The sequence below is a fragment of the Gardnerella sp. c11Ua_71 genome (genome assembly GCF_055818025.1).
In genome coordinates, this window is sequence record NZ_JARFVR010000001.1 from 188,599 (window position 1) to 202,372 (window position 13,774).

At 39.3% G+C, this 13,774-nt stretch carries 11 protein-coding genes; 4 read left to right on the forward strand and 7 right to left on the reverse strand.

Features of this window, described 5'->3' with window-relative positions; all coding sequences use genetic code 11:
• The first annotated feature begins 117 nt into the window (after positions 1–117).
• Positions 118–837, forward strand: a complete 720-nt coding sequence (gene lexA / locus P0106_RS00850) for a transcriptional repressor LexA (protein WP_004116917.1) — start codon at positions 118–120, stop codon at positions 835–837.
• Positions 838–1,003: 166 nt separating this feature from the next.
• Here lexA and P0106_RS00855 read toward each other — a convergent pair whose 3' ends face one another.
• The 7 genes from P0106_RS00855 to P0106_RS00885 form a co-directional block, all read right to left on the reverse strand.
• Positions 1,004–1,483, reverse strand: a complete 480-nt coding sequence (locus tag P0106_RS00855; RefSeq protein WP_004112265.1) for a GreA/GreB family elongation factor — start codon at positions 1,481–1,483, stop codon at positions 1,004–1,006.
• A gap of 66 nt (positions 1,484–1,549) precedes the next feature.
• On the reverse strand, positions 1,550–1,957 hold the full coding sequence (locus tag P0106_RS00860; protein WP_004112263.1) for an FKBP-type peptidyl-prolyl cis-trans isomerase: 408 nt from the start codon (positions 1,955–1,957) through the stop codon (positions 1,550–1,552).
• A gap of 237 nt (positions 1,958–2,194) precedes the next feature.
• Positions 2,195–3,697: an L-serine ammonia-lyase gene (locus tag P0106_RS00865; RefSeq protein ID WP_248911627.1), complete on the reverse strand. Its 1,503-nt coding sequence runs from the start codon at positions 3,695–3,697 to the stop codon at positions 2,195–2,197.
• 145 nt (positions 3,698–3,842) lie between these two features.
• Complete coding sequence (locus tag P0106_RS00870; protein WP_004116921.1) at positions 3,843–6,572, reverse strand: HAD-IC family P-type ATPase; 2,730 nt, start codon at positions 6,570–6,572, stop codon at positions 3,843–3,845.
• Positions 6,559–7,293 (reverse strand): hypothetical protein, encoded by a 735-nt coding sequence (locus P0106_RS00875; RefSeq protein WP_473730320.1) that lies wholly within the window; start codon positions 7,291–7,293, stop codon positions 6,559–6,561. The genes P0106_RS00870 and P0106_RS00875 overlap by 14 nt, the downstream gene beginning before the upstream one ends.
• Before the next feature lie 46 nt (positions 7,294–7,339).
• Complete coding sequence (locus tag P0106_RS00880) at positions 7,340–8,452, reverse strand: LacI family DNA-binding transcriptional regulator (protein WP_004112255.1); 1,113 nt, start codon at positions 8,450–8,452, stop codon at positions 7,340–7,342.
• Positions 8,453–8,546: 94 nt separating this feature from the next.
• Positions 8,547–10,178, reverse strand: a complete 1,632-nt coding sequence (locus P0106_RS00885; RefSeq protein ID WP_020760919.1) for a glycoside hydrolase family 31 protein — start codon at positions 10,176–10,178, stop codon at positions 8,547–8,549.
• 310 nt (positions 10,179–10,488) lie between these two features.
• Here P0106_RS00885 and P0106_RS00890 point away from each other — a divergent pair, with 310 nt between their 5' ends.
• From P0106_RS00890 to P0106_RS00900, 3 genes are all read left to right on the forward strand, one after another.
• The gene (locus tag P0106_RS00890; RefSeq protein WP_004112252.1) at positions 10,489–11,742 is read left to right on the forward strand and encodes an ABC transporter substrate-binding protein; all 1,254 of its coding nucleotides are present in this window, start codon (positions 10,489–10,491) and stop codon (positions 11,740–11,742) included.
• Positions 11,743–11,885: 143 nt separating this feature from the next.
• Entirely contained in the window at positions 11,886–12,830 is a 945-nt protein-coding gene (locus P0106_RS00895) for a carbohydrate ABC transporter permease (protein WP_004112250.1), read from the forward strand.
• The gene (locus tag P0106_RS00900; protein ID WP_004115716.1) at positions 12,830–13,660 is read left to right on the forward strand and encodes a carbohydrate ABC transporter permease; all 831 of its coding nucleotides are present in this window, start codon (positions 12,830–12,832) and stop codon (positions 13,658–13,660) included. Before P0106_RS00895 ends, P0106_RS00900 begins: the two co-directional genes overlap by 1 nt.
• Positions 13,661–13,774: the final 114 nt, after the last annotated feature.

A 13,774-nucleotide genomic window follows, 5' to 3' on the forward strand; every position in this document is an offset into this window, starting at 1 on the left:
TATCGAACAGGTGTATCAATCTTGACACATCTGTTCTAAAGATGCAACGGCGTGTCGAACATATGTTTGATTTTTTTGCGAGTTTGTCATAGAATAAAATCATCGAAAGGAGACACCATGAATATCAACACAAACGAGATTAGTGATTCCGCGGCGCACAACACAGAACCACTAACAGATCGTCAGCGCAAAATCATGGATGCCATACAAAATTGCCTTGAAGAACATGGATTTCCTCCATCATTTAGAGAAATAGGCGAAGCTGTAGGCTTAAGAAGTCCTTCTTCCGTAAAACATCAATTGCGAGCCTTAGAAATGAAAGGACTAATAAGAATAAGCGCCAATAAAGGGCGTGCCATTGAGGTTATTGGAGATTTCTTAAAGAAAAATAAGGAAAAAGCTCATACACTGATTACAAAATCAGCAGTAAACGTAAGCATATACAACAACGACTCATTGATTCACTCACACGACGTACCACTTGTTGGGAGAATTGCGGCTGGAACACCTATAACAGCAGAGCAACACGTTGAAGATGTTATGAGATTGCCAGAAAGACTTACTGGAAGCGGAAATCTATTTATGCTAGAAGTGCATGGAGATTCAATGATCGATGCAGCAATCTGCGATGGAGATTACGTTGTTGTACGAGAACAAAATGAAGCAACAAATGGAGATATAGTTGCCGCACTGCTAGATAATGAGGCTACTGTAAAAACGTTTAGAAAAGACAATGGTCACGTCTGGCTTATGCCACACAATCCAGCGTATTCACCTATTGATGGATCACACGCAAAAATAATGGGTAAAGTTGTTACTATCTTAAGAAAAATTTAACGTTTTGAGCAGAACTAGAACTAAATTTCTAGCAAACGCAAAACATTACAAATACTCTCTCAATATGTAAAACAAACAATAAAAAAAAAATCGCTGTGATTAGCAACTATAAGAGCTTTAAAATCACAGCGATTAAAAAATGAACTTTCCTGTCACATAAAATTTATTATGCGAGAGGATGAGAATCCTTGATAGTTACAGAAATCTCACGACCATTTGGAGCAGAATAGCTAACAGTATCACCTGCTTTAGCGCCCATTATTGCAGCACCAATTGGAGATTCTGGACTAATAACATCGTAATCTGTAGCAACAGCAATATCGCGAGAGCCAAGTACATAAGTCATTTCTCGGCCAGCAAGCTCCAAAGTTACAAGAGAGCCATTCCCAACACTGCCAGCTTCTGGAGCCTCGAGAATCTTAGCATTACGAAGCTTAACAATAAGCTCGTTAATACGACCCTCATTCTTGCCCTGCTCCTCACGAGCAGCTTGATAACCACCATTTTCAGACAAATCGCCCTCAGCTCGCGCAGCAGCAATACGTTCAGTAATTTCATCACGATACTCGCCTTCGCGATGAGCCAATTCTTCCTTGAGCTTATCGTAAGCTTCCTTAGTCAACAAAATCGTTTTTTCTTCAGCCATTTTGTAATCTCCTTAATAAAGAACAAAGAATAAAACAGCAAATTAAAAATCAATCACACGCAATATTCATCGCGTAGAAATAATATCGATTACAAACACAAGAGTGTCTGAACCACCAATTCCAGCCTGAGGAACTCCACGAGAACCATAACCGTACTCAGGCGGAATAGAAACAAGAAGCCTAGAGCCAACATTATGACCAGGAACAGTACGATCCCATCCCTGAATCACCTGACCAACACCAATGCCAAAACTTGCTGGCCTATGACGATCAAAGCTAGAATCAAACGGCTTATCCGCGCCCCAAACAACACCATGATAATTAACAGTCACAGTATCTCCAGCACGAACTAAAGGACCATTACCTTCTACTAACTCAACAACCTTAAGCCCCGCTGGTGGCTCAGACGCTGGGAACGTCACCGTTGGCGTAGTACCAAATTCCGCAACTACTTCTGGCATATCCTGTGCCATATTGCCCTCCTTTATAACCTTTTCCAATCCCTTACAGTCATATGTAAATGCTTAAAACATTTGCAAAAATCAACTAATGTTTAATAGCATTATCCAAAAACTTCGAACATTATATTCGAACATTATAACAGTCCTGTAATCTTATAGCGTGATTTAGATTAGCACTCAACCGCTACCTATGCCAATAATATAAAGTTAAATCCCAAGTTAAATCCAAAATTTAATTTAGGATTCAATCTAACATTCAACAACGTTTACGGCGAGTCCACCTTTAGATGTTTCCCTGTACTTAGACATCATATCTTGACCAGTTTCCTTCATTGTTTTAATCGCATTATCAAGGCTAACAATATGCGAACCATCACCTAGCAGAGCAATTCTCACAGCATTAATCGCCGTATTAGCAGCCATAGCATTGCGCTCAATGCAAGGAATCTGCACCAAACCGCCAACAGGATCACAAGTCAAACCAAGATGATGCTCAATACCAATTTCCGCAGCATTTTCAACCTGTTCAGGAGTGCCGCCAAGCACCTCACATAATCCAGCAGCAGCCATAGAACACGCGGAACCAACTTCTCCCTGGCATCCAACTTCTGCACCAGAAATCGAAGCATTGCGTTTAAACAGGTATCCAACAGCGCCAGAAGCAAGAAGGAATCTTACAATTCCATCTTCACTAGCACTATCTACAAACCGCCAATAATATTGCAAAACAGCTGGAATAATTCCAGCAGAACCATTAGTGGGAGCCGTAACAATACGACCACCACCAGCATTCTCCTCACTCACAGCAAGTGCAAAAAGATTAACCCACGCAGAATCGGAGCTTTCTAAAGCTGAATCAGCCCTACGATGATTCTGACGAAGCATATCTGAATTAGCAGCAAGACGAGCATACATATTGGGAGCACGCCTAGGAACATCAAGTCCTCCAGGGAGAATCTCCTGTTTAGAATTACAACCATTTTCCACACACTTGCTCATAACCTTCCACACATGTAGCAAATAGGAGCGAACGTAATCCGCATCCCCCTCATGCAAAGCAAGCTCATTTTGCCAAACAATATCACTTATATTCTTATGTTCTTTTTTGCAAATTGAAATAAGCTCTTTACAAGTTGAGAAAGGATAAGGAACAGTTGAATCATTGGAAGAATTTACGGAAGAATCGCCAGCAACCGTAGAATCGCCATTTACAGAATTATTTGTCGAGTCAGACTTAGAATCATCAACATTATTCGCATCGTCTAAAACGCGATCATGCAACCCAACCATTGCATCATTCGCGTTACCTTTGCGAATAAAACCACCTCCAATTGAATACCAAACTTGCTCGTCAACAGTGTTACCTTGAGAATCAAAAGCCACAAACCTCATGCCATTAGGGTGTGCAACCATGCGCTTCCACTTTTCAAAAATCACGTCTGAATCGTAATCAAATTCAATAGTATGACTATGAGCAAGAGTCAAAGTACCAGTTTTTTTACAATATTCGCGAATAGTCATCATGTGTTCTGTATCAACATCGTCAGGTAAATTACCCTCCAAACCTGCAACAGAAGCACGATCCGTGCCATGACCCAAACCTGTAAGAGACAAAGAACCGTACAATGTAACATGAACTCGCGCAACATTATTAAGCTTTCCGCTTTCCTTCAACGAGGTAACAAAAGCGTTCGCAGCGCGCATAGGACCAACAGTGTGAGAAGAACTAGGTCCTACACCAATCGAAAACATTTCTAAAATACTGAACACATATACATTGTAAGCATAATTTCAAAGGCACGACACGCAGCGATTCGATATACGTTGCGTTCAACATAAAAATAAAATGCACTACAAAACCCAAAAACCAACTAAAGTTGATAAAAGCTAATAAAAGCTAATCAGCATCTTCATCCATAGAAATATCTGCAGCAGAAATATCAGAAGAATGACTGTTGTCTAACCAACTTACGATTAGTCTGCTAAATAAGTGTAAAAGCATCCACACAACAAAAGCAAACATTACTGCACAAATCATAACAAACATATCGTTTCCATTAGTTGGAATGTGCAAATCAAAGAAATGAGCGACAAACGGTATAAACGCACCCACAACACCAGCCAGCGCAAAGCACAACACCATTATTCCACGCCAAGAAAAAATAGGTTTAGAAACAGTAGCTAAAACCACTACACCAAGCGCAAAAACAACAACCGCACAAATACTACGAGTCACATCCAAAGACTTGGCTGCACCAACAATGAGCTTGGAAGCACTCACACCAGAAGCATCTAAACCACGCACCAACATCATAGGAGCAAAAACAGCCGTAACCAACACAGATATAGCAACAGCCACACCATTAGGAAGAGCAAAACGCACAACACGATGCAAAAACCCTGGAATATAACGTCTTGAATTAGGAGCCAAAGCCAGCAAAAACGCTGGAATACCAATTGTTAACGAGCCAATATAAGTTATGTGACGAGGCAAATACGGGAAGTGAAGACCAAGAAGAACAACACCAGCCGAAATAAGTGCAGAATACACAGTTTTAACAAGGAACAAGCCTGCAACACGCTCCATGTTTGCCATAACCTGACGACCCCTAGCAACCACGTCTGGAAGATGCGAAAAACGCGAATCAACAAGCACAACTTGAGCCACAGCCTTAGCCGCAGGAGCAGCATTCCCCATAGCTACACCCAAATCCGCTTCTTTAAGCGCAAGAGTATCGTTAACACCATCGCCAGTCATAGCAACAACATGACCCTTAGCATGCAGAGCCTGAACAATCGCCTTTTTTTGATCTGGCAAAACACGACCAAGAACATCAACATTCTCAAGCACCTGAGAAAGCTGATTAACATCTTTAGGAAGATTCCTAGCATCCATAGCAACAGGCTTAGAATCGCCGGTTAATCCAACTTTTTCAGCCACTGCAGCAACTGTTATAGGATTATCGCCAGAAATAACACGGCATCTAACTCCCTGTTTCCTAAACCATGCGAGCGTTTGTCTAGCATCCGAACGAATTTTCTCCGAACAGCGAACCAAGGCAACAGGACGCGCATTAGAAGAAATAGTAGGAGAATCAGAAAAAGTAGAATCACATGAATCGCTGTCATCTAAAGCAAGGAGAAGCACACGCTCACCTTTTTGAGCATATTCGTTTACAGTATGCAAAATACGATCAAACTGCTCATGCGAGCGCATATTAGAATAGTTAGAATCAGAATTGCCGTCAGAACAATCACGAAACTCACGGATCGCACTAACCAAAACTTCTGGAGCACCCATGTACCAAGTTTCAAAACTACCATCTTTATGCTTGTAATTAATAGCACTCCATTTTCTAGAAGACGAGAACGGAAGACGATTATTTATTACGCAGCCAGAGAATACACCCTGATTTTCAACGTTTTTATCATTAAGACCTTTGCTAAAGGTATCTTTACTACCAAGACCTTCCATAATTGCTATACCAGTAGCATTTGGATTTTCTTCATTAGACAAATCAAATAAAGCTTGATTTACAAAACCGCGCAAACCATCATTCAAGTCGAAAGCATCCGCGCTGCTCTGCTTTGCAACATCACTTAAATTGTCATCAAGCAAATCCACGCCTACAAATGCGATTCCACCATCCGTAATAGTGCCAGTTTTATCCAAATTCAAACAATCCACTCGCGCCAAAGTTTCCACAGATTCTAGCTCTTGTATCAGAGTCTTCTTTCGAGCGAGGCGCATAGCAGCAACAGCAAAATTAAGCGAAGTTAAAAGCACAAGACCTTCTGGAATCATGCCAACAACACCAGCGACAGCAGAAACCACGGCACTACGCCAATTGCCAGTCTGCCACGCAAGCGCAAAACCACCAACCTTACTAATCTGAGACCATACAAGCAAAGCGCAAAGAGGCACAACAACAATCGTCATCCACTTTAAAATCGTGTTAATTCCGCGGCTCAAATCCGAAATTGTTTTAGTGTAGACCTTTGCTTGAGCAGCCAATCTAGCAGCATAACTGTTGCCACCCACAGCCGTAACACGAGCCAAAGCAACACCAGAAACAGCGGTAGAGCCAGAATATACGAGATCCTCTGCAGCCTTACGTACAGTTGCAGATTCGCCCGTAAGCATTGACTCATCCATCTCCAAACCCCAAGATTCAAGCACTTGCACGTCTGCAGGAACCTGGTCTCCAGCACGAACCCATAACAAATCGCCAAGCACAATATCGCAATGGTTTATAAAAACGTTCTTGCCGCCTCGTCGCACAATCGATTGCGAAGCCACAAGAATCGAAAGCCTATCAAGCGTGTGTTTTGCACGCAACTCAGTAACAACGCCAATACCAGTGTTAATCAAAATAACAAAACCAAAAACGGCATCTTTCCAAGATCCAGTAGCGAGCACAACCACCATTGCCACGAAGATAATCGCGTTAAAAAGTGTAAACACGTTGGCGCGCACAATAGAAAGCACAGACCTAGATGTTCGATTAGTCGTAATGTTAACGTCGCCATTTTCCACAGCATAAGAAACTTCATCTGCATTTAAACCAGACTCGTCAACTTCTGGTAAATCTGGCAAATCTTTCTTAATTACGCTAGTTCTTGTCATTTATAATCACATCCCTGCTGTGAGGCGTATTATCTATTAAGGATTGAACGATTTTTAGAAGAGATGAATGTTGAATTTTTCCCGATTTATCTACATTCGACTTATTATCCCTATTAAACTCAAACAAAGCTTGATTGTCTAAATCCTTGAAAATATACAATTTTGCAGCATACAAAGTTGAATCCTTCGGAGGATTTGTAGGATTCACAAGAGCTACTGGTATTCCAGCAAAACGAGCATATTTAAGCGCATCAATCCAAGATTCACGAGCCTTTAAATCTACATGCGCTCCACCAGCATTGCTTTTAACACCTAAATCTGTAGAATCTGAAGCATCAATATTAATGTTGTTAATCAAAATCATAGAAACAGGCTGCTCGGAAGCAGACTTAATAGCATCACTTGCAGCCTCATTAGCGTTCTTAACATCCGACACAGAAGCATAAGCTGCGCTCAAACCAGATTTTTCGCATAAATGAAGAAGCTTGGAATCAAGAGATGCGGATTTTGACCCAACTATAAGTAGCTTGATATCTTCTACGTCAATGCCATCGTGAACTATGTCGTCTGCCTTACCCGTATCCCCAACCGCGTGATTATTAGGCTCACACCCACTCAAAGACGCTACCGCCAATAGAGAAATCGACGCAGCTGCGCATAAACATGTCACGCGTTTAAGTTTATTCATAAGCACGTGCTTTGTTTTGCGCATAAGAGACATAATACTTTTATATCACAAATTGCATATGAAATACTTAAAAGGCGTATTACCATGATGTAACAGTCGTTGCTCTCCTATGTATATTAGATGGAGCTACAAGTATCTCACGATTAGTTCGATTAGGAATAATCTTATTTTGTTTAAATTCAGAATGCTGTTGATTGGATTCACTATCTAGTCTCTGAAGTACTAGTTGAATCGCAGTTTTTGCAACTTCTCTTGGAACAGTTGAAATATTAGTAATAGGCGTTGGGAAACTCTCTGCATAATCATCAGAACAATGTACGATAACCGATAAATCTTTCCCAGGCTGAATATTTCGTTCTTTCAAATACCATAACAACCACTGAGCTACACTAGGCTGACGAACAATAATACCAAGTCTATCATCTTTGTACTTCAATAATCTGTCAGCGCATTCAACAAAACCTGTCCAGTCTGGAGATTTTCTTGGGATTATAGAATACGGAATATTAAGCTTTTCACATTCTTGACGTATGGCCATATGGAACTCGTGAATAAAGAACATGTTTTCAGGCTCTTCAAAGTCTATAGAGTACGGGTTACTCACAGGCTCCCCTATTACAGCAATATGATGATGATTTGTCTCATATAGTTCATCAACTGCCATGCGTCCTGCAATACGAGCATCTAAATCTACGACATCCAAGCCCTGCGCATTTCTAGGTCTTCCAATTAGCACTGTTGGCTGAGTCAATTGGCAAACTACTGGTATACGAGGATCATTAGTCTCAATATCCATAAGGATAAAAGCATCACAAAGTGTCTTATTAGCTAATCTTTGTATACTCTTTGAATCATGTGCAGTTGTGTTAAGAATAACATCATATCCATGTTCTTCAGCATAACGAACTATGGTATCTATGTAAGGAGTAGTTTCATTTGCATCTTTATTGCTACGCATCTCTGCAAATAGTGCAATAATGTTCGTCTTAGATGTTCGAAGAATGCGAGCGCCAGCGTTAGGATGATAGTTAAGTGTGCGCATTGCATTGAGTACACGGTTACGTGTTTCAGGAGCAATCCCGTTTTTATCATTAATAACAAACGAAACAGTTGTTTGCGAAACTCCAGCTAAAGTCGCTACATCTTTACTTGTAGGAGCTTTGTAGGCAAATCCGTCTTGTGAAATTCTCATTGCATTACAACCTATCGCTAAGCAATTACAACCTTTGTACTACTTGCCATCAATCCCAAAATATACAGAATATATAGTATATACAAAATATACTCTACATTTTTTTTGTGAATATTGGAATTCGATCCAACGGCGTATCAACAATGATAGTAGTTGGTCCATCAAAAATAATTTTATCATCACTTTCCCAACTTCCATCAGGAATATAAACAGAACGCTGTTTTTGATATTTATGAAGAGCTGGAGCCACTATAATTCTGTCTCCAAGTAAGAATTGATCAATTATATCTTCACAATGATCGTAGTGGTAAGACATTGGTCGTACTATTGGCTCACCAGTATTAGCAGCATTTAATGCAAACTTTTGTATCGTCGGCAAATGTGCTTCTCTCGTTCTTATAGCACAAATTAGAGCTTTCATATGCTCTTTATCTAAAACACGGTGAGGTAAAGTAGAGAATTGCATCATAGGACATAATGCTGCAATCTGTGCATACCGAATAAAGAAATCTTGATCTATACTATTAGCATTTTGCATAGATTCAATTTCGCCTCCACCAATCATATCTGGACATGTGAATGCGTGACCAATAAGACCTTGAGCTATTATTTCTGGAATAAGCGATTGTAGACCTTCAACCCCCCACGATTGTGGCTTATCTCGTAAGCGCTGCGCTAAAGGCTGACCACCCATTTTCCAACATGCTCTAAACTCGTTGTAAGAGTAGCGCAACCCGAATTTCGCCCATCGCTCACAAAATTCTGCAGACGTCATTGATTCGTATGAAATGTCATCGTTATGACACTCATAAAAATCACCACCATCGAATTTAAACCCATCAACACCTATTTGTCTAAGAGCATCAAGCTTCTCTTCTAACCAAGAGATTGCTTTTGGATGCGACAAATCCAAAACAGCACTCAAGCCATTCCACCATCGTCGTATTGCTGTTTCCCCATTTACACTTCTCAATAAAAGATTTTCTTTTTCCAAATAACGGAAATTTTCAGAATCAGGACTAATGAAAGGCACTAGCCAAAGCATTACACGAAAGCCTTGTTCGTGCAATGAGTCAATCATTTTACGAGGTTTTGGGAAACGCGAAATATCAAATGTCCAATCACCATAATCAGGTGACCATTTGTCATCAATCATAATGATTCCAGATGGCATTCCTAATTCAAGAATCTGACGCGCATAATTTTCTACTTTATTTTGCGTTGGAGCATAAGGCATTTCGATCCAAGTATTATATTGCGGCTTATCAATAAGATCTGCAGGTATACTTCTACCGCTTGGTGGAAAATATTTATTGCAAGCATACTTATAAGCATCAGATAATTTATCCCCAACTTTGGTAAACGTTAGAGATGATGAATGTTCTATCGATAGAGTTCTATCTGCGAATGTAAATTTGAAAGGTTCTTTGCACCATACATATCGTCCACACGTAGATATTAGTAGCGGAGAAGATTGATTTGAGGCTTCAGGAACTTCTCTTAGTTTTTGAGTCCATTCAGACAAATCTCTTGTAAATACTTGTTTCCCAAATGGTTCATATATCCCATCAATTACTGTTCCACCCCACCAGCGCTCCCCTTCGAGCAACCTAATTGTGGTTACAAATTTATCAGCTATGTTTGAAGCCATGTTTGAAACTACATTTGTTTTTGTTGTCTCTGCTGTATTTAGCACATCCGTTGTGCGACTAATTTCCACGTTCATCTTGCATCCTAAAAAATATTATCTGTATACATTCAATTATTACTAATACGTATTATTACTATAATATTAATAATGGATATTGTCTAATATATATAAAATATTCTTTATCCATACAAGTTTATCCTGCTCATAAATAACGAAATCCCTTAATAAATCACTATTTTTACGCTTGTTATATATCTTTTTAAAAACACATATAACTATATTTAAGTTGCATTTTTATAAGATATGTGTCATACTGTACCTATCAGTACTAATACGTATTGAAAAGATGGTAGAAGATTTGCTATCACAAAGAAAGGAAATCACAATGAGGTGTGGGTTTCGAAATGTAAAGCGCACGGCGGTGGCACTGGTGACACTCGCCACAGTGTTATTACCATTGGGAGCATGTGGCAATGGAAATTCTGCTGGAAAAGTATCTATTTCGTTTTATTCTTACTTCAAGAAAAATCAGATAGGCAATGTAATTTCAGCATTTCAAAAAGCACATCCAAATATTAAGATTGATGCGCAATATGGTCAAAATTCAACGCAATACATCCAAACTCTGCAAACTCGACTAGCTGGCGGCACTCCTCCTACGATTTTCAATTTAACAATGGATAACCGCACTGACATAATGCAATCTGGTCAAGCTCTGGATATTTCAGGATCAAAATTCTTCTCTGGAATTGATGAATCAAACTTCAAGCTATTCCAACACAACGGTAAAACATATGGCATGCCAGTTTCTGCTTGGGTTGGTGCAATGTTTTACAATAAAGATATTTTGAAGCAAGCTGGATACACTGAATTCCCTAAGACATGGGACGACTTTATTACTATGGGCAAGAAGATTAATGATTCTGGTAAAGTCGCATTCTTGGAAGATTTTAACACACAGCCATCTGGCACATTCGAGGCATTATTAGCAAGTAAATATGCTTCTGACAAAAACGATAAGCAAGACGAAGTAATCTGGAACGGATCTTCAACATTTAGTAAAGAGTGGACTCCAGCATTGAGCGAATGGGCTAAAGCTATAGACGCAAAAGTCATTCCTCATAAGAGCATTGGCCTAACAGCAGATCAGGTAAAGCAAGAATTTGTCACTGGAAATCTTGCAGTTATGCGTTCTGGTCCTTGGGATTTGGCAGATGTAAAAGCCTCTGGAATTAATTTTGGTGTTGCTCCTATGCCTTCTTATAAGAATGGAGAGCAGTGGATTAATGGTGGCCCTGACCAAGGATTCGCTATTGCAGCTAAAGCATCTAAAGCTCAGCAAGAAGCAGCAAAAACATTCTTAGCATATTTGAACAGCAAGGATGGTCTTAAGACGTTCACAACAAATGCTGGAACTTTGTCATTATCTGATAAGTATCGCGCAGATCCTCCTGCTGAACTTGCTGGAGTTATTAAAGATTATTTCCAAAATAACAAATTCTACTGGGTGAACTTCTCCAAGTCTCCTAGCGCAATGATGACAGAGATGGCATCTCGTCAACAAGAGCTAGTTCAAGGAAAAATCACTCCAAAAGAATTCACTAAGTTGTTAGACGATAAATGGAATTCGATGAAATAGTATAAGCAGAATGGGTTGCACTCTGAAATTTTAAATCAGTAAAATCTGTTACAGAGTGCAACCCGTTTTCATTGACAAGAGTAATTTGCATCTGTAATCCTGTTAGCAATAGCAGATTTGTAGATCATAGAGGGGGCATTACTATGAGGTGTTCACCAAACAATAACAGCAATTCTGAGCAAATAAGACATAAGTTTTCTGTATCTTCAGCTGCCTTTAAAGATAATTTAACTTCATTTTGGTTCCTATTGCCAATAGTGATTATTTTTATTGTGTTAACTTTAATTCCTTTAATGCAATCAATTTTTTACTCATTTACTGATTTCAATGGCTACGATTTAAATTTTCACTTCATCGGCTTGCAAAAGTATCAACAAGTCTTTTCTGACACATCATTACTTTCAGCATTAATTTTTACATTGATGTATTCATTCATCGTTACCATCGTAGTTACATGTCTGGCAATTCCTCTAGCCGTTGTTTTAAATCAAGCAATGATTGGTAAGAGTTTTTTGCGATCATTATTCTTCTTCCTAGGAGTACCAGCACAAGCGGTAATTGGTCTAATTTGGCAATACATTTTTTCTCCTTTAGATTCTGGAGTCGCCAATCAAGTTTTACACACATTTGGCTTACCTTCTATTCAATGGCTTTCTCAAGATAACTGGGCACGTTTTTGCGTAATGTTCGTAGCAGTATGGATGCAAGTTGGATGGCATGCTACTTTATACATCGCATGGCTTCAGGCAATTCCAGCAGATCTCTATGAACAAGCGAGAGTAGATGGTGCGAATGGTTTACAGCGATTCGTTCATATAACTTTGCCACAGTTAATTCCAGGAATGGTTGTTTCAACATTTTTATTGATGACAACTGCTTTGAAAATATACGACTTACCATACACATTGACCGCTGGAGGTCCTGGTCATTCCACAAATACCATAACTCAAGCGATAATTATGCGCGGCATGGGACAATCTGACGTTGGTTTAGCATCAGCATTATCTACATTATTCACGATTGCTTGCGTAATTGTTATTGCAATCCAAATGAAGGTATCAAGCACAGTTGCAAGGAGATTCCAATAATGAACAAGCGTCACAAAATCGTATCTCAAACAGTTCGAACTATAGTTGTTTGGACAATTGCTCTAATATGCGCTGTCCCCCTGTACTACGTTGTAATTAGTTCATTCAAAACACCTATCGACATGATTAAACACCCATTGCAGCTACCAACACAATGGTTATGGAATAATTACATAGATGCGTTTGCAGATGGAACAATCATTCAAGCATTTATAAACACAATTATTGTGACTGCTGTTGCTGTTATTTTGCAAGTATTAATCGGATCACTTGCAGCTTATGGTGTAGTACAGAAAAAATCTCTTTTTACTATGATTATTGGGTCAATCCTAATGATTACATTTGCAATACCAGTACAAGCGACTTTATTGCCTTTATACCGTATGGAATCTTCAATAGGTTTAACAGATACTCTTACAGGTCTTGTAGCACTATATATGGGTAGCTGCGTCTTTTGCTATTTCCTTATTGTTGGCTATATGAAAGCTCTTCCACAAGAATTATTTGAAGCAGCAAAAATTGATGGCGCAGGACCATTCCGAATATATTGGACTATAGTTCTGCCTCTTATACGTCCAATTATTGTAGCCGTAGTTGTTTTCCAAACAATGGGCACTTGGAATGACTTTCTTTTACCAAGCGTGTTCTTATCATCAACAGACAAACAGACTGTTGTCTTACAGGTTTACAATGCTGTACAACAATTCACAACAAACTGGCCTTTGTTCATGGCAACGACTGTATTAGCTTTGATTCCAGTGTTTATTTTCTTCTGCTTCTGCCAGAAGTGGATAGTTTCTGGTCTTTTAGCTGGATCAGTAAAGGGCTAAATATTTATAGCTAAATGTTTTTACATAATTAGGATAATCAATGAAGATAATCAATTTTAATAAAAAGTGCATGTGCATATTTTCTGCTATATGTATAAGTACATGTGTTGTACA